Annotated in this window: 19 protein-coding genes and 1 tRNA gene; 10 read left to right on the top strand and 10 right to left on the bottom strand. The window is 70.4% G+C overall.

The features are described 5' to 3' along the window. Positions 1-59 precede the first annotated feature (59 nt). The gene (locus ACIRQP_RS09185) at positions 60-2537 is read left to right on the top strand and encodes a phosphoribosyltransferase (protein WP_403886354.1); all 2478 of its coding nucleotides are present in this window, start codon (positions 60-62) and stop codon (positions 2535-2537) included. Next, positions 2534-3385, top strand: coding sequence for an HAD family hydrolase (locus tag ACIRQP_RS09180; protein WP_403885759.1), 852 nt, complete (start codon positions 2534-2536; stop codon positions 3383-3385). Before ACIRQP_RS09185 ends, ACIRQP_RS09180 begins: the two co-directional genes overlap by 4 nt. On the opposite strand, the gene ACIRQP_RS09175 is transcribed toward ACIRQP_RS09180, so the two are convergent. After that, positions 3354-3980 (bottom strand): DedA family protein, encoded by a 627-nt coding sequence (locus ACIRQP_RS09175; RefSeq protein WP_403885757.1) that lies wholly within the window; start codon positions 3978-3980, stop codon positions 3354-3356. The genes ACIRQP_RS09180 and ACIRQP_RS09175 overlap by 32 nt on opposite strands. A 110-nt stretch (positions 3981-4090) precedes the next feature. On the opposite strand from ACIRQP_RS09175, the gene ACIRQP_RS09170 reads away from it, so the two are divergent. After that, entirely contained in the window at positions 4091-5230 is a 1140-nt protein-coding gene (locus tag ACIRQP_RS09170) for a sensor histidine kinase (protein WP_403885754.1), read from the top strand. Then, entirely contained in the window at positions 5221-5865 is a 645-nt protein-coding gene (locus ACIRQP_RS09165) for a response regulator (protein ID WP_403885751.1), read from the top strand. Before ACIRQP_RS09170 ends, ACIRQP_RS09165 begins: the two co-directional genes overlap by 10 nt. 31 nt (positions 5866-5896) lie before the next feature. Here the strand turns inward: ACIRQP_RS09165 and ACIRQP_RS09160 are convergent, their stop codons facing one another. From ACIRQP_RS09160 to ACIRQP_RS09145, 4 genes are all read right to left on the bottom strand, one after another. After that, the gene (locus ACIRQP_RS09160) at positions 5897-6115 is read right to left on the bottom strand and encodes a zinc ribbon domain-containing protein (protein ID WP_403885748.1); all 219 of its coding nucleotides are present in this window, start codon (positions 6113-6115) and stop codon (positions 5897-5899) included. Positions 6116-6151: 36 nt separating this feature from the next. Next, positions 6152-6712 carry a DUF4383 domain-containing protein gene (locus tag ACIRQP_RS09155; RefSeq protein ID WP_403885745.1) on the bottom strand — a complete coding sequence of 187 codons (561 nt, stop codon included), beginning with the start codon at positions 6710-6712 and terminating at the stop codon, positions 6152-6154. A 66-nt stretch (positions 6713-6778) separates the two neighbouring features. Continuing rightward, entirely contained in the window at positions 6779-8149 is a 1371-nt protein-coding gene (locus ACIRQP_RS09150) for a hypothetical protein (protein WP_403885742.1), read from the bottom strand. Positions 8150-8221: 72 nt separating this feature from the next. Further along, on the bottom strand, positions 8222-8995 hold the full coding sequence (locus tag ACIRQP_RS09145) for a DUF4097 family beta strand repeat-containing protein (protein WP_403885739.1): 774 nt from the start codon (positions 8993-8995) through the stop codon (positions 8222-8224). Positions 8996-9242: 247 nt separating this feature from the next. On the opposite strand from ACIRQP_RS09145, the gene ACIRQP_RS09140 reads away from it, so the two are divergent. From ACIRQP_RS09140 to ACIRQP_RS09120, 5 genes are all read left to right on the top strand, one after another. Continuing rightward, positions 9243-9317, top strand: a tRNA-Val gene (locus tag ACIRQP_RS09140). An 87-nt stretch (positions 9318-9404) separates the two neighbouring features. After that, on the top strand, positions 9405-9914 hold the full coding sequence (locus ACIRQP_RS09135; protein WP_403885736.1) for a GNAT family N-acetyltransferase: 510 nt from the start codon (positions 9405-9407) through the stop codon (positions 9912-9914). Positions 9915-9980: 66 nt separating this feature from the next. Beyond that, the gene (locus ACIRQP_RS09130) at positions 9981-10364 is read left to right on the top strand and encodes a VOC family protein (protein ID WP_403885733.1); all 384 of its coding nucleotides are present in this window, start codon (positions 9981-9983) and stop codon (positions 10362-10364) included. 69 nt (positions 10365-10433) lie between these two features. Continuing rightward, positions 10434-10706, top strand: a complete 273-nt coding sequence (locus tag ACIRQP_RS09125) for a DUF4873 domain-containing protein (protein ID WP_030352614.1) — start codon at positions 10434-10436, stop codon at positions 10704-10706. Positions 10707-10824: 118 nt separating this feature from the next. Further along, positions 10825-11100: a DUF2277 domain-containing protein gene (locus ACIRQP_RS09120; RefSeq protein WP_403885729.1), complete on the top strand. Its 276-nt coding sequence runs from the start codon at positions 10825-10827 to the stop codon at positions 11098-11100. A 230-nt stretch (positions 11101-11330) separates the two neighbouring features. Here ACIRQP_RS09120 and ACIRQP_RS09115 read toward each other — a convergent pair whose 3' ends face one another. From ACIRQP_RS09115 to ACIRQP_RS09095, 5 genes are all read right to left on the bottom strand, one after another. Further along, a complete protein-coding gene (locus tag ACIRQP_RS09115; protein WP_403885725.1) occupies positions 11331-11975 on the bottom strand; it encodes a DedA family protein in 645 nt (214 codons plus the stop codon). 224 nt (positions 11976-12199) lie between these two features. Continuing rightward, on the bottom strand, positions 12200-12646 hold the full coding sequence (locus tag ACIRQP_RS09110) for a DoxX family protein (protein WP_403885722.1): 447 nt from the start codon (positions 12644-12646) through the stop codon (positions 12200-12202). A gap of 67 nt (positions 12647-12713) precedes the next feature. Next, on the bottom strand, positions 12714-14861 hold the full coding sequence (locus ACIRQP_RS09105; protein WP_403886351.1) for an FAD/NAD(P)-binding protein: 2148 nt from the start codon (positions 14859-14861) through the stop codon (positions 12714-12716). A gap of 226 nt (positions 14862-15087) precedes the next feature. Continuing rightward, positions 15088-16914, bottom strand: a complete 1827-nt coding sequence (locus ACIRQP_RS09100) for an alkaline phosphatase D family protein (RefSeq protein ID WP_403885719.1) — start codon at positions 16912-16914, stop codon at positions 15088-15090. 84 nt (positions 16915-16998) lie between these two features. After that, positions 16999-17652 (bottom strand): HNH endonuclease family protein, encoded by a 654-nt coding sequence (locus ACIRQP_RS09095; RefSeq protein ID WP_403885716.1) that lies wholly within the window; start codon positions 17650-17652, stop codon positions 16999-17001. 412 nt (positions 17653-18064) lie between these two features. Here ACIRQP_RS09095 and ACIRQP_RS09090 point away from each other — a divergent pair, with 412 nt between their 5' ends. Beyond that, on the top strand, positions 18065-18802 hold the full coding sequence (locus ACIRQP_RS09090) for an ABC transporter permease (protein WP_403885713.1): 738 nt from the start codon (positions 18065-18067) through the stop codon (positions 18800-18802). Positions 18803-18848 lie beyond the last annotated feature (46 nt).

Genomic DNA, 18848 nt, shown 5'->3' with positions numbered 1-18848 from the left:
TGGAACAGACCACTCGGACCGGACGGACCGGACCGTCGTCGAAGGAAGAGATCGTCACTATGGTGTGGTCGGGCACATGGGTCGCCGAGCGGCTCGGCGTCGAACTCGCCGGCGGCGAGGGTCTTCGGGATCTGCTGGGCCTTGCGCTGCGCCGCAACCCCAAGCGGGCCCACCTCCTTGTCTCGAACGTGCTGGGTAAACACGTTCCGCAGCGCCCCGGCGTCGTCTACGGAACGGGCGTCGAGCTGGGCGAGCGCGTACGCGAACTGCTCGGCGCGGACGTGGGCCGCGCCGTAGTGCTCGGCTATGCGGAGACCGCGACCGGACTCGGCCACTCGGTCGCCGACGGGGTGCGCCATGCCCCGTATCTCCACTCCACCCGACGCCCCGTGCCGGGTGTCGCCAGGGCGGGCGGCTTCGAGGAGTCGCACTCGCACGCCACTTCCCATCTGCTGCTTCCCGAGGACCCGGAGCTGCTCTCCTCCGGCGGTCCGCTGGTCCTCGTCGACGATGAGTTCTCCACCGGCAACACCGTTCTCAACACCATCCGCACCCTCCATCAGCGCTACCCCCGTGCCTGGTATGTCATCGTCGCCCTGGTCGACATGCGCTCGGCGGCCGACCAGGGGCGGCTGGCGGAGTTCGCCCAGGAGATCGGGGCCCGCGTCGACCTGGTCACCCTGGCCTCCGGTACGGTCCGGCTTCCGGACGGCGTGCTGGAGAAGGGCCGGGCGCTGGTGGCGGAGCACGAGACCGAGGCCCCCGCTCCGCGCCCCGTGCACGGCACCCCGGCCATCGGGTCGCCCGAGGTCCACGCCACCGGCGTGGCTCGCGTGGCCCTGGAGTGGCCGGCTGGAGTCCCCGACGGGGGCCGACACGGCTTCACCCCCGCCCACCGGGCCGCCCTGGAGGCCGCGTTGCCCGCCATGGCGGGCGAGGTGGCCGCCGGGCTGGGCGACGCCCGGCGCGTGCTCGTCCTCGGCTTCGAGGAGCTGATGTACGCCCCCCTGCGGCTCGCCGAAGCACTGGAGCGCTCCTGCGCCGCCGAGGTGAGGTACTCCACCACCACGCGGTCGCCGGTGCTGGCCGTGGACGACCCCGGATACGCGATACGCAGCCGCCTTGTCTTCCCCGCCCATGACACCGCGGCCTTCCCCGACGGCGATGGCACTGGAGATCGATATGCCTACAACGTCGCGGGCGCCGGTTTTGACGCCGTGGTGGCGGTCGTCGACTCCGTGGCCGACTCTCCCGAGCTGCACGCCCCCGGCGGTCTGCTGGCCCGGCTCGCCACACACATACCCCGGGTGGTCCTGGCCGTGATCCCCTCGTATCTCCCCTCCTCCGCGCGCCTCCCGCGTTCTTCGCACGACCCCGAACGGCAGGAACCCTCCATGCTGCCCGAGCCCCTTCGCGGCCCCGCCTTCTCCTCCTACGCACCCGACGATGTGGGCTGGCTCCTCCAGGACCTGTCCGAGGTGGAGCTGGAGGCCCCGACGGAGGAGCGCGAGGAGGCCATACAGAGCGGTGGCGCGCACTACGCCGAATCCCTTCCCGTTGAATACCAGCCGAGCGCCCAGTACCAGGAGCTCTTCAAAGCCGCGCTGGAGACCTCGGCGGCCCGGATCGCGCGGGCCGTCGGCACCGTCACCGAAATGGTGCTCGCCGAGCGGTCCCCCCGCCCCGTCCTGGTCTCGCTGGCCCGCGCCGGCACGCCGGTCGGCGTACTGATGCGCCGCTGGGCCCAGCACGGGCACGGCCTGGACCTGCCGCACTACGCGGTCTCGATCGTGCGCGGCCGGGGCATCGACGCCAACGCCCTGCGCTGGCTCGCAGCGCACCACGACCCCGCCGATGTCGTCTTCGTCGACGGCTGGACCGGAAAGGGCGCGATCACCCGTGAACTCGCCCAGGCCCTCGAAGCGTTCGGCGGATTCAACCCCGAGATCGCGGTCCTTGCCGATCCGGGCGGCTGCGTGCGGACCTACGGCACCCGAGAGGACTTCCTCATTCCCTCCGCCTGTCTCAACTCGACTGTCTCCGGCCTGATTTCCCGTACCGTCCTCCGATCCGACCTGGTCGGCCCCAACGATTTCCACGGCGCGAAGCACTATCGCGAACTCGCCGACGCCGATGTCTCCGGCCACTTCCTGGACACCGTCGCGGCCCGCTTCGGCGAGGTCACCCACGCCGTGGACGCCGAGGTCAAGGAACTGCTCTCGGCGGACCGCGCGCCCACCTGGGAGGGCTGGGCGGCCGTCGAGCGGATCAGCGAGGAGTACGGCATCCACGATGTGAACCTCGTCAAACCCGGTGTCGGTGAGACCACCCGCGTCCTGCTGCGCCGCGTCCCCTGGAAGATCCTCGCCCAGCGCGACGCGGGCGCCGACCTCGATCATGTCCGGCTGCTGGCAGAACAACGCGGCGTGCCCGTGGAGGAGGTCGACGACCTCCCGTACACCTGCGTCGGACTGATCCACCCGCGGTACACCCGGGGCGCCACCGGCGCGGACGGCAAGGCGGTCGTCGCGCCGTGACCTTCTCCCACACTCCGGGTACTCCCGCGAAGCCGCCGGTCCTGGTCGCCAGCGATCTGGACCGCACCCTGATCTATTCGGCCGCGGCGCTCCAGCTCCCGATGCCGGACGCCGAGGCCCCCCGGCTGCTCTGTGTCGAGGTGTACGAGAGCAGACCACTGTCGTATCTGACCGAGACGGCCGCCGGACTGCTCGACGAGCTGGCCCGCGCCACCGTCTTCGTACCGACGACGACCCGCACCCGCGAGCAGTACGGCCGTATCCATCTGCCGGGCCCGGCACCGCGGTTCGCGATCTGCGCCAACGGTGGCCACCTCCTGGTGGACGGGGTGTCCGACCCGGTCTGGCGGGCCCAGGTGGCCGACCGGCTGGCCGACGAGTGCGCCCCCCTCGCCGAGGTCCGCGCCCATCTGCTCTCCGCCGCCGACCCCGCGTGGCTCCTCAAGGAGCGGATCGCCGAAGACCTCTTCGCCTATCTCGTGGTCGACCGCGCCCTGCTTCCCGAGGGCTGGGTGAAGGAACTCGCCGCATGGGCGGACGGCCGGGGCTGGACCGTCTCCCTCCAGGGCCGCAAGATCTATGCCGTACCGCGACCGCTCACCAAGAGCGCCGCGATGCGCGAGGTGGCCCGCAGGACCGGCGCGGAACTCACCCTTGCCGCGGGGGACTCGCTGCTCGACGCCGACCTGCTGCTGGCCGCGGACCGCGCCTGGCGCCCCGGCCACGGCGAACTCGCGGACAGCGGCTGGAACGCCCCGCATGTCGACATACTCCCGCAGACAGGTGTCGCGGCCGGAGAGGAGATCCTCCGACGCCTCACCCGCGCCGCTGTCCCTGACCCGGCCTGACCAGCCGCGCGCCCACGAAGCCAAGAATCGCGAGCACCGCCGCCACCAGCACCACCTTCGAATACGTGGAGACATAACCTGTCACCTCCTCCCAGTTCTCCCCCAGCGCGTATCCGGCCAGGATGAAGACGCAGTTCCACAGAGCGCTGCCGAGCGTGGTCAATATCAGAAAGAGCGGGAGCGGCATCCGCTCGATCCCGGCCGGCACGGATATGAGGCTGCGGAAGACAGGGATCATCCGGCCGAAGAACACCGCCTTCGTGCCGTGCCGGGCGAACCACGCCTCCGTCCGCTCTATGTCGCTCACCTTCACCAACGGCAGCCGGACCGCGATGGCGACCGTCCGCTCCCGGCCCAGCAACGCCCCCGCCCAATACAGGGCGAGCGCGCCGACCACCGACCCCGCCGTGGTCCACAGCAGGGCCGCGACGAGATTCATCCGGCCCGTACTGGCCGCGAAACCGGCCAGCGGCAGGATCACCTCGCTGGGCAGGGGCGGGAACAGGTTCTCCAGCGCGATCGCGATACCCGCGCCAGGTGCTCCGAGGCTGTCCATCAGGCTGTTGACCCATGAGTCCGCACTGCTTTCGATCATGCATTCAACGCTAGGCAGCCGCAGCCGATCGCACATTGAAGCGGACCGCACAGAACATTGCGGTTTTCCGCAATGCGCGCCGTCGCTCGGCCCCGCTAGCGTGACTGATCATGAAAGCGGTGGTGCGACGCGGGCTGAGACTCGCGGCAGGACTTCTGATCGGTAGCGGCGCGGCCGCCATCGAGCTGCTCTTCACGCTGCTCGTGGGCATCGCGCTGCTGCTCGTGCTCGCCTGGCCGCGCGGCCGGCGGGCCGTCATGCGCCCGCTCGCGGCCGGCGCGGGAAAACTGGTGGAGATGGAGCGCCACCGGCTCCGCACGCTGCTCGGTGAGCGGGTCGCCGGCACCTACGAACCGGTCGGCGCGCTGCGTTATCTCGCGGTGCGCTGGGCGCTCGGAGTGCTCGGCGCGGTCGTGCTGCTGTCGGTGATAATCGGTGCGGCGTACTGCACCTTCTTCTTCTACGGCTGGTTGATAGTCGACATACGCGACCCCGGCACGGTCGCGCTGGGCACGCTCGGCGGACTCTTTCTGCTCTTTCTGGCGATGCAGGGGATCTTTGGCGTCGCCGCGCTCGAAGGGAACCTGGCCAGGCACTTCCTGGGCCCCAGCCACCAGGAGGAGTTGGAGCGACGGATAGAGCAACTGGCCACCAGCCGCGCGGGGGTCGTGGACGCCGTCCATGACGAACGCCGCCGCATCGAGCGGGATCTGCACGACGGAGTGCAGCAACGGCTTGTCGCACTGGGCATGCTGCTGGGCCGCGCCCGGCGCAGCGGTGACCCCGAGCGCGCGGACGATCTGCTGCGCCAAGCACATGAGCAGAGCCGCGAGGCGCTGACCGAACTGCGCGAAGTGGCCTGGCGCGTCTATCCGACCGTGCTCGACGAGGCGGGGCTGCGGGCGGCGCTGGAGACCGTGGCGGAACGGTCCTCACTGCCCGTCCGGCTGAAATGCGTCCTCAAGCAGGAGCCCGGCAAGGCCGCGGCGAATGTCGCCTACTTCGTGGTCTCGGAGAGCGTCACCAACGCGGTCAAGCACTCCGAGGCCCCTCATATCGATGTCGAGGTGGTCGAGGAAGCACGCACGCTGCGCATACGGGTCAGGGACTACGGGCGGGGCGGCGCCGACCCCGAGGGCAGCGGACTGTTCGGCCTCTCCCGCCGGGTCGCCGCTCTTGACGGACTGCTCCAGATCAAGAGCCCGCTCGGTGGTCCCACCACCATCACCGCGGAGATTCCATGCGAGTAATCCTTGCCGAGGACTCGACGCTGCTCAGGGAGGGGCTCGCACGGCTCCTCGCGGAGGAGGGCCATGAGGTGATCGCCTCGGTCGCCGACGGTGACGCGCTACTCGCGGCGGTCGCGAGGGACCGGCCGGACGTGGTCGTCGCCGACGTCCGGATGCCGCCCACCCACACCGACGAGGGGCTTCGGGCAGCGCTGGAGATCCGCGAGCGCTGGCCGGATGTGGGAGTGCTCGTCCTCTCCCAGTACGTGGAGAAGCGCTACGCGACGGAGTTGATGACCGGAGAGTCGGAAGGAGTCGGCTATCTACTCAAAGACAGTGTTGTTCAAGTGGATGAGTTCCTTGACGCCCTGGAGCGGGTCGCGGCGGGCCGGGCAGCCTTCGACCCGGAGGTCGTACGGCAGTTGCTGGCCCGGTCCAACCACAGCCATCCGCTGTCCAGACTCACCGACCGGGAACACCAGGTCCTGGCCGAGATGGCCCAGGGGCACACGAACGCGGCCATCGCCCAGCGGCTGCACATCTCACAGAGCGCGGTCGAGAAACACATCAACGCGATCTTCGAGAAGCTGGAACTCAGCGGGAGCAGTGGATACAGCCGCCGAGTCCTGGCGGTGCTGCGCTACCTCGGCACCTGAGCCACGGCAGGGACAGCCGGCGCCGGGTGGATCAGCCGCAGCAGCCACCGCCGCAGCAGCCTCCGCCACCACCGCTCGCCGGGGCAGGGGCGCCGCCCTTCGCGGTTCCGCCGACCGCCACGGTGGAGAGGAGTTTCACGGTGTCGTCGTGACCGTCGGGGCACGAGGCGGGGGCCGCGGACTCCGACATCGGCCGGCTGAGCTCGAAGGTGTCGCCACAGGGGCGGCAGCGGTACTCGTAGCGAGGCATGTGCCCAGATTAGGCCCTGTCCGGCCGAAGCAGGACCTAGCCGACGCCCACTTGGCCCTGACGGCCCCTGGCCCTGAGGCGCTGTTCGCGCTGCGCCTCTTCGGGATGGCGGGCCCGCCAGTACGGATTGTCGTGCGGCAACCCACCGCTGACTCTTCCGTACATGCCGAAGAACATGAGCAGCAGACCGACCACAAAGCTGAAGAGCACATTCTGGAGGTGGAAGGCCAGGAAGTTGTAACTGGTGTCCAGCAGAGCGAGATTGACGAATCCGCTGGCTATGAAGAGAACACCGAGGGTCATATTCAGGCTCGACGCCGTATTTCCGCCGATCACCATGCCGGTCATGAGGATCAGCCCGACGCAGATGGACAGCACGCTCAGCGCCCCATTGGTGTTCAGGCCCGCGACCGTGTCGCCGCCGGTATCGAAAAAACCGATCTTGTCGATCAGTCCGAGGATGCCGAAGACGATCAGGATGAGTCCCATCAGCCCGGCCCCGACGCGATAGACCTGGTTGAGCCGGTGATCGACGGGGAGCTGCGCGTCGAGCCTGACATGCCGCCGGGGCGGCGGACGGAGCACTCGCGTGGCCATGGGCGGCCTCCTTCGGCGGTGGCGGCGCTTGATTCCAGCATCCGCCCGTCACGACCCACGGACAACTCAGGTGCCGTGCCCGGCGCCCCGCTCCTCGCGGATCTCCGAGACCACCTGGGCCACGGTGTGCCGTACCGCCTCGGTTTCGGTCAGGAAGTGCCAGTAATCGGGGTGGCGGCCCTCCAGCGCGGCCACCGCCCGGTCCAGCCTGGCCACGGACTGGTCCAGCGGACGCGCGTGACGGGGCTCGGGGGTGTTCCGTCCGGTCATTGCCAGTCGCTGGGCGTCCCGGATCGCGAACCGGGTGCGATCGATCTCCTGCTGCGGGTCCTTCGACACGGCGTTCAACCGCCGCAGCCGGTCACCGGCCGCGGAAACCGCCTCATCCGTACCGTTCAGCAGCGCCCGCGCGGTGCTGAGCAGCGAGGTCGCGTCGGCCCACCGCTGTTCCTCGCGTGCCTTGCCGGCTTCCTTGAGCTTCTCCTCGGCCTGGCGGACGCTGGTCGCGGCATGGTCGGGAACCTGCTGAAGGTCCTGCCAGCACGCCGCGGCGAATCGGCGGCGCAGCTCGCTGAGCACCGGCTCCACGGTTCCCGCCCGGGTCGTCAGGGCCTGCGCGCGGGTACGGAGCGACACCAGCCGGCGGTCGATCTCCTGGGCTCGCTCGGGCAGCCGTGCCGCCTCGGCCCGTACGGCCTCGGCGTCGCGCAGGACCCGGTCGGCGCGCTGGAGCGTCTCCGCCACGCCATGCTGTCCCGCGCCCTGGTTGAGCTTGGTCAGATCGGGCCCGAGCGAGGCGAGGCGGGCGGCGAGATCGTCCGCGCGCAGCCCGGAGGCGCGCACCGCGTCGAGGGCGTTGCTCGCGGCGAGCAGTGCCTGCCGCGCCCGCTCCACGGCGGGGGCGAGTCGCGCCAACTGTGTCTCGGCCTTGTCGAGCAGCGGCCCGAGCCCCTGCTCGAAGCGGTCGAGATCGCCCTTGACCCGGATCAGCTCGTCCTTGGCCTTCGTCAGCTCGTTGCGCGCCTTGGAGGCGGCGGACGGCTCCAGATCGTCGCGGTCCAGATCGTGCGCGTCGACGGCCTCAATGTAGCCGTGGCTCACCTCGTCGATCCGCTGCCCCAGCGCCGCGAACCCCTCCGCGGCCCTGCGGGCTCCCGGCGAGCTGTCCACCGCCGTGATCGTCTCTATCGAGATCCGCAGATCGCGCTGGGCCGTGTCCAGCTCGTAGAAGGCGGCCGCCGCGGCATCCTTCGCCGCCTGCGCGTCCGCGCGCTGGCTCTCGCCCCGGCCGCCGAACCACCTCCGCGTACCCCCGCCGGCGAAGGCGAGCGGCAATGCCGCCACCACCAAGGGCACCGGCAACAGCATCAGCGTGAGGACATCACGAACGGCACTCGCTTTCGCTCTTACGTGCGGCTGCGCGTGTGTCGCCGTCACATCCCTCTCCCGTGCCGAGTTCGCCCTGCCTGGTTCATTGTCCCACCAGGTAGAGACGAACACACGGGCCGGTTAGTTCGCGCTTTGGATGGTGATCTTTCCGTTGCTGGTACGGGCCTTCAGGACGTGGGCGCTGCTCTTGTCGGTCGGTACGCCGACGTCGACCGAGCCGTTGTCGGTCGATGTGGTCACCGCGTAGGAGGTCCCCGAGCCGGGCAGATGAATGTCGATCCGCCCATTGTCCGTGGTGGTGTCCACGCTGTCCGGCACGACGGTGAGTCCGACCCGGATCGCTCCATTGCTCGACTTGGCGGCCACGGTCTTGGCGGACACGTCCTCCGTCGTGATCTTTCCGTTGTCGCTTTCCAGATCGAGCGGCCCGCTGGAGCCCCGTACCGTCACCGCGCCGTTGTCCGAGGTCAGCTTCAGCGCGGTGGTGAACCCGGTGGCGGTGATCCGTCCGTTGTCGCCCTTCACCGTCACCGTCGCCCCGCGCGGCACCTTCACCTTGTGCAGCGCCTCGCAGTTGGTCACGACGGCCCTGCACTTCACCTTGAGCGTGAGCGTGTTGTCCGTCATCTTCCAGCTGGCATCGGGCCCGCTGCCCATGAAGACCCAGCCGTCGACCTGCCGGGTCACCTCGACGTCCTTCACATCGGCGGGGACGAGTTCGACCGCCGCGTTCCCGGTGTCGACCGTGAGCGTCTTCCCTGTGAAGGGGAACGACCTGGTCTCGACGGGGGCGTCGGAGGCGTCCGCGCTGCCGCACCCGCTGACGGCGAGCGCGACGAGTACGACTCCGCCGGCGGCGAGAAGCGTACGAGAGCGGTGATGGCGTGCGGCCACGGTGATCGTCCCCCAGAGAGTTCTGTAGTGGTGCCGGAGCCTTCCGGCGGATGTCTCTCGGCGCGTCCTGACAGTGCTGCGTCCTGGCTGTCGCACCACCGTACGAACGGAAACAGCCGAAGCCGATCCGGCCGCCCACCGTGTCCGTGGTGGGGATACCCCCCGTACACCGCGCGCTCCGGTACCGCGCCCCGCATACGGTTTGCGGCTCCGCCCTGTGGGCCATGTACGCTGTTGCCTCATCCACGGGTGCGTAGCTCAGGGGTAGAGCGCTGCTCTTACAAAGCAGATGTCGGCGGTTCGAAACCGTCCGCGCCCACCAGTAACACGTCACCGGCCGCGGCCGGTCCGGACGACCGCGGGCGAGGGGTCCGATCACCATGTACCAGGCGCCGAAGCGGTCCGTCGCGTGAGTACGAAGGCCGGGGTTCTCGTACGGCCGCTGCTCGCCGCGCACGCCGCTCAGGTGCTGGCGATCTACCAGGCGGGCATCGAGGAAGGCAACGCGACCTTCGAAACGGCCGCCCCCTCCTGGGACGCGTTCGACGCGGGGAAGCTGCCCGAACACCGGTTCGTCGCGCTGGCGCCGGACGGCGAACGAGTGCTGGGCTGGGTCGCCATTGCCAAGGTGTCCGGGCGGTCCGCCTACGCCGGGGTGGTCGAGCATTCCATCTATGTCCGTCCCGAGGCCCGTGGCCAGGGGGTCGCGCGCTCGCTGCTCGACGCGCTGATCGTCTCGACCGAGGCGGCCGGGATCTGGACCATTCAGGCCGGCATCTTCCCCGAGAACGCCGCGAGTCTGGCGCTGCACCAGCGTGCGGGGTTCCGGATCATCGGCACCCGCGAGCGCGTCGGCCGTCATCACGGGGTCTGGCGGGACGTACAGCTCATCGAGCGCCGCAGCCCCGTCGTCGGCTGAGCGGGACGGTCGGGTTCCGGCCGGGCGGGACAGCCGGGTTCGTGGCTACGTGGGCGCGTGGCAGGCATGCGCGTCGAGCGTCTCGATCATCTCGTCCTCACCGTCGCCGATATCGAGGCGACCGTCGATTTCTACACGCGGGTCCTCGGCATGGAGCCGGTCACGTTCGGCGGCGGGCGGCGCGGGCTGGCCTTCGGGCAGAGCAAGATCAATCTGCATCGGGCGGGCCATGAGTTCGAGCCCAAGGCCGAGCGGCCGACCCCGGGCAGCGCGGACCTCTGCTTCGTGGTCGCGGATCCACTCGAACGGGTGATCGCCGAGCTGGCGGTGCAGGGAGTCCCGGTCGAGGAGGGCCCGGTGGAGCGCACCGGTGCGCTGGGGCCGTTCGTCAGCGTGTATGTGCGCGACCCCGACGGCAATCTTGTCGAGCTCAGCAACTACCCCGGCTGACGGACTTCTCCCGCGCGGACGCGCGCCGACGTGGTGAGAGACCGGCACTCATGGGCGCACACTGAGGCCATGAGCAACTACCAGGGACCCGCGACTCTTGTCGCCGGTGACTCCGAGATCGCGGTCGAGGCCACGCTGAGCGCGAGCCTGTCGGGTGAGGTGCGCCAGTGGGGCGGCAGCGTACAGACAGGGGACGCGGGGGAGGCCCTGCGTGCGGCGCTGGACAGCGGAGATGTACGCATCCGGTTCCCCGACGGCCAGGAAGGCGCTGTCGTGGCCACGCATACGGCCATCGGCAGTGGCCGGCTGAGGGTTTCGGGGAGTGGCACCATTCCCTTCTAGCGAGGCCCGGTCCGCTCCTGTCCGTTACTGGTGGTTACAGTTTCGCGTTCTGTCTCAGGTCAGGCCCGCCCTGTTCGGGGGCCTGACGGGCGCACACCGCATCGGTCACACTGGAAGCATGTGCCGCAGCATCAAGACCCTCCGCCCGCCCGTCCTCCCGGAAGAGGCCACCGAGGAGGACATTCGCGCCGCCGCCCTCCAGTACGTGCGCAAGGTCTCCGGCTTCCGTGCGCCCGCCGCGCACAATCGCGAGGTCTTCGAACAGGCCGTCGCCGAGATCGCGGAGTCGACCGCGAAGCTCCTCCAGGGGATCGAGGTCCGGGGAGGCGCGGCACGTATCGCCTCTCAGGCGGCCCACGCAGCCGACGCGGCCCACGCAGTTCAGGCATCCTAGGGCCTGTCTTCAAAGGAGCGCCGTCCGCCCGAGGGGCGGGCCCGGCGGCGTCCGGTGCACTGCACTCGCTTCGCTCGCTCCGTCTCGGCACAGGGAACTGTCCTGCGGATGCCGAGCGCGATCGCAAGGCGGAGGGTCTCCCCGGTACTGGACGTACTGGGGTCATCCCGACAACGCGGCGAGCGTGCGTGCCGGGCGCCGCCGGGCAGGCGGGACTTTGAAGACAGGCCCTAGGAGGTCGTCCGTGCCTGGCCCGGACGCCGTATGACGTACGCGGCGAGCACGCCCGCCGCGAACAGCGCCAGTACGGACACGCCCGCACCGATCCAGGTCGTCCCGAGCCACTGGCCGCCGAAGTAGCCGAGGCTCGCGCTGTAGCCCGTCCACGCGACGGCCGCCAGTGCCGACCAGGGCAGGAACTCCTTCACCTCGCGGTGGCCCGCGCCCGCGCCCAGGGAGACCACCGAGCGTCCGGCCGGTGCGAATCGGGCGATGACGACCAGGATTCCGCCGCCCCCGCTGAGGGCCCCGCCGAGACGTTCTTGCGCGGTGGTCAGGCGGCGGGAGCGGGTGATGGCCCGACCGAGCCGCTCACCGCCGCGCCGGGCGAGCCGGCAGGCGACCAGATCGCCGAGTACGGACGCGCTGAACGCGCAGAGCATCAGCAGAAGCAGCGAGGGCACTTCCTCCGGTACCTCCGCCACCTTGCCGGTCGCGCCCGCGACCGTGGTCGTACCGGCCGCGGCGGCGGTTGCGGCCGTGATCACCAGAACGCCGCTGGGCAGCACCGGAAGGAATACGTCGAACAGTATGGAGAGGGCCACGACGGCGTAGATCCATGGGCTGCCCGTCAGCGACCCCAGACTCTCCAGCACCTACGTCACTTCCCGCCCGCTCCCGTTGACAGCGCCTCGATGTCGCAGGTGGAGCGGCGGTGGCGGCTGCGACCAGCCAGCCTACGCGTGTGCGGGACCGGCAGATCGGCCGGGGCCCGGCCCCGGCGAGGGCCGGGCATATCGCCGGCCCCCGGCGGCCGGGGGCCGGACCCGCCGGGGGCCGGACCCGCCGCGGGCCGGGCACCCGGCGCGTCCGGTACGGATCAGGCGGCCACGGCCGTCTGCTGATCCCGCCTCTCCTCTCCGGACATGCCCCCGGAGCCGCCCGCTCCGAACAGCTGGTCCAGGGCGAGCGCCCCTGGCCCGGTGAAGACGATGAGCAGGAACGCCCAGCAGAACATGGCCGCGGGTTCGCCGTTGTTCTCTATGGGGAAGAGGCCGTCGCCCTGGTGCACGTTGAAGTACGCGTACGCCATGGAGCCGGAGGCCAGCAGCGCGGCCACCCGGGTGCCGAGGCCGAGGAGTACGAGGGTCCCGGTCACGAGTTGGATGACGGCGGCGTACCAGCCCGGCCAGGCGCCGGCGGGGACGGTGTCCTTGGCGAAGTACCCGAAGAGCGAAGCGGCGCCGTGACAGGCGAAGAGGAGCCCGACCACCACGCGGAACAGGCCGAGTGCATAGGGCTGGGCGTGATTCAGACGTGTGTACATGGGGGGTTGTACTCCTTCGATCATTGGTCTGGACCGATGAGAAGCTCCTGCCTCAGGTTAAGTACGCCTAATCAATGCTTGCAAGTTCAACATTCAGCTGAGGGTCAATTCGCGTCGCGTATTCGGGCCGCAGAATGTCCGGTGTCTGCAGGGTGGCACGTGCCACCGCGTCGGAGTCCGAGAGCATCACCGAGTCGACCCCGGGGCGCGCTCCCGCCGCCGTCACCCAGTGGACTCCTTCCGTGGGCACCCCGAGCGCGAACCTCCGTGGGTGGGCTTCCCCCCGACGGTCTATCAGGCGATATGGACGACGCGTTACATCCAGCCCACCGGTTTCGTAACCACCGACCTGGTGCGGCCGGCACTGACCGGTCTTCAGGAGCCGGGAGAGCAGCGGATCGCAGCTGCGCCTGAGATCCGGTTCCGGAAGCCGGGCTTCCACGAGCGTCGTGGCGTGGATCAGCGACCCCGGAACGTCGGGGGACTCGGCGGTGAACATGCCGTCCCCTGTCCGTACGGTCGTCCGCGGGCCGATCACATCCAGCACCCCGGCCTCGATCAGGGCCGCCATCTCCTCGATACGGCGGCGCGGCGGCCCGATGGAGAGGAAAGCGTTCAAAGGCGTATACCAGCGGTCGAGATGGTCGCGTCGGGAGGCGCCGGAGAGACCGGCGTGGTCCACGATCTGCCGTACTTCATTGCGGAGATCGCGCAGCACGTCCAGGGCCGCCTTGACCGGGCCCGTGACATTGCCGAGCGCCGCCTGGGCCGCGTCCTCGCGGAGACGGGCGAGGAGCCAGGCGCGGTGATCGGCGGGATCGCGGAAGGTCTCCCCGTGGTACGGGCGCGCGATCCGGTCCCAGGACCAGCGGTCGGCGGGGGCGATCCCGGCCTCGTCGAGGACGGCGGCCTCCTGCGGGCTGCCGTGGGGCGCGGCGAGGAACCGGTCGAGGACGCGTTCCCACGAGTCCACCGGGCGGTCGGCCGCCGCTGTCGATGTCGCTGTCGATGCCGTCGCTGTCGCCGATGCCTCCGCCGTCGGGCGGCGGACGGCGCCGGGGCCGTCCTCGCGGGAGGCCGCGCGGAGCGTCGCCTCGTAGAAGACCGCCTCCACCTCCTTGGCGACCAGCGGCCATATCTCCCGCAGGAAATCCGGCGGGTCGCCCTCGTCCGCGCGTTTGCGGAACACCGCGATCGCATCCGGGGTCAGCAGCAGCGGGCGGTGTCGGCCGGAGGGCCCCTTCGCGTTGTCCCCGCGCGCCTGGTACGGGACGCCGCGCCGCGACCCCGCGTACAGCTGCGGCTCGCGCCCCGACGGGTGGTATACGAGAACGCCGTCGGCGTCGCGTGTGAAGAGGCCGCCCCGGCCCGCCGTCAGCAGCGCCATGTGGTCGAAGAAGTTCAGTCCGAGTCCGCGCAGCAGAACCGGTTCGCCGGGGGCGACCGCCGAGAGATCGACATCCGCGGGGTTGGCGGGCGGCAGATAGCGGAGCCGGTGACGGACCGCGTACTCCGCGAGGGCCGCCTGGGTCTGGCCGGAAACCACCGGTAGATGGCCCTGCGCGAGCACAACGGCGCTGAGGCCGGAAATTGTCGTGCCATCGTCGAGAATGAGCGTCTGGGTGGGGCGGTGCGCGCGGGAGCTATCGGGTGTTTGGGGTGAAACAGATGTGACGGGTGGTTCTGACACGTCGAGAGCCGCGCTGTCGGCGTCGTCATCGAGCCGGATCGCACGGGCCCGGTGAACGAGAACCGTCACGCTCTCGGGTGCGTTCTCCACCGTTCTTTGGAAGGCCCATTCCAGATATCGGCCGTAGGCGGCACGGCTCGGGTAGTCGTCGGGCCCGAGCCGCTCGTCGGGCCGGGACGCGGCCCACTCGTACAGACTCGGTCCTGGGAGTATCGGCCCCTCGCACTCGACGCTGTCGTCGGTGAAGACGGTCACCTGTGAGGCGACGGTGTTCATCAGCAACTCGGCGGACTGGTCGGTGCGCCAGACGAGCCCCGCGCCGGGCGGCGCGGGGTCGATGAGATGGACGGTGAGGGGCACGTCCGGGGCCAGTTCGGGCACGGACGCGCAGAGTCTTTCGAGGACCGAGGTGCCACGGGGGCCGACGCCGACGACTGCGAGAGAGCGGGGCAGGGTCTGCCGTACATCGCACAAAGCTGTGACTCCCGGGGCGGGTGGGGTGCTGGAAGCGAATAGTCCGCTCATCATGCCGCTCGTGCATGGCGAGTTCGAACCCTTGGGTGAAGGATCACGCCGTGTGGGAATGATCACGGCAACGTTGTCGGGGCACAGCGGACACGGAACCGCCGTCAGCGGCCCGGCCGGACAGCCGCCAGGAGCCCAACGGGGCAACCGGGCCAACCGGGCCAACCGGGCCAACCGGGCCAACCGGCCCGGCCGGCCCCGGCGGAGCCGGCCGTCAGGAGCCCCGTCAAGGAGTCAGGGGCCTTTCCTCTACGGTCACCAGTTCCGCGCCGGGCGTCCGGCCCGGTTCAGGGGCGTGCCCGTGCGCGCGGGCCTGTTCCAGCCGCAGATCGGCGGAACGGCCGTGCAGCGTCAGGGTCATCAGCTGGTTGCCGAACCAGGGACCGCCCGTTTTACGCCAGTTGACGGACGACCGGACGACCCGCCCATGCCGGACCAGCGCATGGCCGAGCTGCCGGGCCACCCCGCTCCAGCCGAAGCGGAAGCCCAGCTTCATATAGTTGGGAATGGAGTTGTGCACGGGCGAGCAGGTCAGCTGCGCGACCCGCGCGTCCGGGCCACCGCCTGCCGTCCACGAGGGCTCGGCCACATACGCGTGGTGCACATCGCCGGACAGTACGCACACCGTCGCCGGGGCGTCGGGGCCGCTGCCCGCCTCCGCGATCAGCGCCGCCAGCTCCTCGAAGGAGTCGGGGAAGGCGGCCCAGTGCTCCAGATCGGCCGCCCTGCGCAGCCGCTCGCCGAACCGTGCCCAGCGGGGGCCGCGTTCGCCGCGGCAGAGGGCCGAGTCCCAGGACTCGACGTCATGGATGAAGGCCGGCAGCAGCCAGGGCAGTGAGGTACCGATCAGAAGGTGGTCGTACGGTCCGCGCGTGCCCGCGCCGTCGGTGTGTCCGCTGCTCGTGTCCCGGCCGTCGGCGCTCGTGCCCGCGCTCGTGCCCGCGCTCGTGCGCTCAGCGCTCCGGACCGTCGTGCTCCGGACCGTCGTGCTCCGAACCGTCGTGTTCCGGACCGTCGTGCTCCGGCCGTCCAGTACCTGGTCGCGCAGCCAGCGCGCCTCGGCCTCGTCGAGCATCGCGCGGTTCTGCTCCGCCAGCACCCGGGCGGCGCGGGAGTCGACCATCAGGAGCCGCGTACGCCCGAAGTCGCGCCGGTAACTCCAGCGCACGCACGCCGGATCGCGGTCGGCCTCGGAGGCGAAGCGCCGCAGCAGTTCCGTGCCGTCCGGTTCCGCGCGTATCGCCTCGTACAGCTTGTCCGCCGCCAGTTCGGCGGGGGAGAGGTTGCCGAGGTGCTGATAGACCCAGTACGACATCAGGCCGCCCAGCACGCGCTCCTGCCACCAGGGCTTCGCCCGCATGCCGGCCAGCCAGGCGGCGCTGGTGTTCCAGTCGTCGATCAGATCGTGGTCGTCGAAGATCATGCAGCTGGGGACGGTGGAGAGCAGCCACCGTACGGCGGGGTCGCTCCAGGACTCGTCGTAGAGGTGGGTGTACTCCTCGTAGTCCGCCACCTCCGAGCCCGGCGGCTCACTGAGATCGCGGCGCTCGGCCAGCCGCCGCCGCGTCGCCCGCGACGTCTCGTCCGCGTACACCTGGTCGCCCAGGAGCAGCAGGACGTCGGGGCGCGCGGCGGCGGGGTCGCCCGCGATTCGCGTGGCAAGGGCACCGAGCGCGTCCGGGCCGATCGGGTCGGGCTCGTCGTGCGGCGGTGACGCCCAGCGGCAGGAGCCGAAGGACACCCGCAGTTCGGCTTCGGGCACGGCCGGGGTGCGGATCGTGCTCGGCGGGAACCGCGAGTCCTCGGGCGGCCAGACACGGCGGTCGTCGAGCAGCACTTCGTAGGAGGTGTCGGTGCCGGGGGTCAGACCGGTCACCGGGATCAGCGCGTAGTGGTGGCCGGCGATGTGGAACGTACGCGAGGTGCCGTACGCGCCGTCCCCGCAGCGGACCTCCGCCGTGGACGGCCGGTCGGCCTCGACCCATACGGTCGCGGTGCCGCCGCCGTCCCCGTCGACGTACCGCAGCAGTGGTCCCAGGCGCAGCCGGGTCATAAAAGCCTCCTCCGTCGCCCCGTACGGTACGGAACGACCGTACGGAGTCGACGGGAGGGACCATGGGACCGGGAAAGTGGTTGCTCAGCAGCCGTTCAGGGTGCTCTGGAGCGCGCTCTTCTCGGCGGAGTCGATCTTCAGGTTGTAGTAGTACTTCACCTGCACCCAGGCGCGGACGTAGGTGCACTTGTACGCGGTGCGCGACGGCATCCACTTGGCCGGGTCCTGGTCGCCCTTGGACTGGTTCACATTGTCCGTGACGGCGATGAGCTGCGGGCGGGTCAGGTCGTTGGCGAAGGACTGCCGCTGCGCCGTGCTCCAGCTGTTCGCGCCCGACTTCCATGCCTCGGAGAGCGGCACCATGTGGTCGATGTCCACGTCGGACGCGGCGCTCCAGGTGGCGCCGTCGTACTCGGAGTACCAACTGCCGCTGACGGCGGCACAGCTGGAGTCCTGCTGGACGTTCGAACCGTCGCGCTTGAGCACGACCTCACGGGTGTTGCAGGCGCCGGACTGGGTGATCCAGTGCGGGAACAGGTCGCGGCTGTAACCGCTGGAGGAACCTTCCGCCTGAACGGTCAGCTGGCTGAGGTAGCTCCGCGCCGTGGCGGCGCTGACCGGGGTGGGCATGGCGGCCTGCGCCGCGGGCGCGGTGAGCAGGGTGGTGGCGGTGGCGAGGGCGGCCGTGGCGGCGAGGACGCCGGCACGGGACATTCGACGCGCGTAGACACCGGACATGTGAACTCCCTTGGAGTGGGGGGAATCTGACGGGACCATGCGAGGTGGTGCGAGTGGAGCCGTGGGGGGCTGGACCATGCGCTACCTGGACCGTGCGGGGCCGTGGGCCCGGCCGCCATCGTGGTCGCGGTGGGTTTCCGGAAGGTGGGCTTCAGGTAACAGGGTGACGACATGAGCACGTCACATCAAGAGGGTCAGGCGAATCGGTTCTTCCTGAGGGGTGGGCAATTGTGTTCTATCCGGGCGAGGTTGGTGAGATCGGCGCGGGGCGGTACGCCAGGGCGCGGCCAGGCGCGCGGGGTGGCCGGGACGTACGGGCCGGTGTCGTCGACGGGCTGGTGTCGTCGACAGGCTGGTGTCGTCGACGGGCCGGTACGCCGGGGAGCGACCGGGCGCGGCATAGGGTGAGCCCGTGCTGCTGCGGGTCGATATCACGTTCGGGGCCGTACTCGGCGCGCTGCTGATCGTGGCCGTGGCGGTGGCCGCGCTCGCCCATCTGGGCCGGGCCCGCGAGATCGCCGTCGCGGGGGTCAGGGCCGCGGTCCAACTCGGCGTGGTCTCCCTGGTGATCGGGTGGGTGGTCGGTTCCGTACCACCGTTGCTGGGCTTCGTCGCGCTCATGTACGCCGTCGCGGTATGGACCGCCGGCCGCCGGGTCACCGACAACAGGACCTGGTGGTGGGCGGCCGTGCCGATCGGGGCGGGGGTGGCGCCCGTCATGACCGCGCTGCTGTTCACGGGGGTCGTGCCGGCCAAGGGCATCGCGGTCATCCCCATCGCCGGCATCCTCATCGGCGGCGCGCTCACCGCGACGGTGCTGGGCGGCCGTCGGGCGCTCGACGAACTGCACGCGCGGCGCGGGGAGGTGGAGGCGGGGCTCGCCCTCGGGCTGCTGGACCGTGACGCCCGGATGGAGGTGGCGAGACCGGCCGCGGCGGACGCGCTGCTGCCGGGGCTCGATCAGACGCGGACGGTGGGGCTCGTGACGCTGCCCGGCGCGTTCGTCGGCATGCTGCTGGGCGGCGCGTCACCGGTACTGGCGGGGGCGGTCCAACTGTTCGTCCTGGTGGCGCTGATGGCGGTGCAGGCGGTGGCGGTGAGCGTGGTGCTCGAACTGGTGGCGCGGGGACGGCTGCACCGGGACGGGTGAGTTCCGGTGCGGCCGGCCCCGTTCCGGACCCCAGTGGAACCCGGAT

The sequence above is a fragment of the Streptomyces sp. NPDC102274 genome, assembly GCF_044766385.1.
Taxonomy (GTDB): Bacteria; Actinomycetota; Actinomycetes; order Streptomycetales; family Streptomycetaceae; genus Streptomyces.
Note: the sequence above shows the minus strand (reverse complement) of the source record. Positions and strands in the feature narration are given on the sequence as shown.

What these genes read in the sequence shown, in the direction of transcription:
- ACIRQP_RS09185 (WP_403886354.1), top strand. Translation starts at nt 60, where the DNA reads ATGGTGTGGTCGGGCACATGGGTCGCCGAGCGGCTCGGCGTCGAACTC.
- ACIRQP_RS09175 (WP_403885757.1), bottom strand. Translation starts at nt 3,980, where the DNA reads ATGATCGAAAGCAGTGCGGACTCATGGGTCAACAGCCTGATGGACAGC.
- ACIRQP_RS09170 (WP_403885754.1), top strand. Translation starts at nt 4,091, where the DNA reads ATGAAAGCGGTGGTGCGACGCGGGCTGAGACTCGCGGCAGGACTTCTG.
- ACIRQP_RS09165 (WP_403885751.1), top strand. Translation starts at nt 5,221, where the DNA reads ATGCGAGTAATCCTTGCCGAGGACTCGACGCTGCTCAGGGAGGGGCTC.
- ACIRQP_RS09160 (WP_403885748.1), bottom strand. Translation starts at nt 6,115, where the DNA reads ATGCCTCGCTACGAGTACCGCTGCCGCCCCTGTGGCGACACCTTCGAG.
- ACIRQP_RS09155 (WP_403885745.1), bottom strand. Translation starts at nt 6,712, where the DNA reads ATGGCCACGCGAGTGCTCCGTCCGCCGCCCCGGCGGCATGTCAGGCTC.
- ACIRQP_RS09130 (WP_403885733.1), top strand. Translation starts at nt 9,981, where the DNA reads ATGCGCGTCGAGCGTCTCGATCATCTCGTCCTCACCGTCGCCGATATC.
- ACIRQP_RS09125 (WP_030352614.1), top strand. Translation starts at nt 10,434, where the DNA reads ATGAGCAACTACCAGGGACCCGCGACTCTTGTCGCCGGTGACTCCGAG.
- ACIRQP_RS09120 (WP_403885729.1), top strand. Translation starts at nt 10,825, where the DNA reads ATGTGCCGCAGCATCAAGACCCTCCGCCCGCCCGTCCTCCCGGAAGAG.
- ACIRQP_RS09110 (WP_403885722.1), bottom strand. Translation starts at nt 12,646, where the DNA reads ATGTACACACGTCTGAATCACGCCCAGCCCTATGCACTCGGCCTGTTC.
- ACIRQP_RS09105 (WP_403886351.1), bottom strand. Translation starts at nt 14,861, where the DNA reads ATGAGCGGACTATTCGCTTCCAGCACCCCACCCGCCCCGGGAGTCACA.
- ACIRQP_RS09100 (WP_403885719.1), bottom strand. Translation starts at nt 16,914, where the DNA reads ATGACCCGGCTGCGCCTGGGACCACTGCTGCGGTACGTCGACGGGGAC.
- ACIRQP_RS09095 (WP_403885716.1), bottom strand. Translation starts at nt 17,652, where the DNA reads ATGTCCGGTGTCTACGCGCGTCGAATGTCCCGTGCCGGCGTCCTCGCC.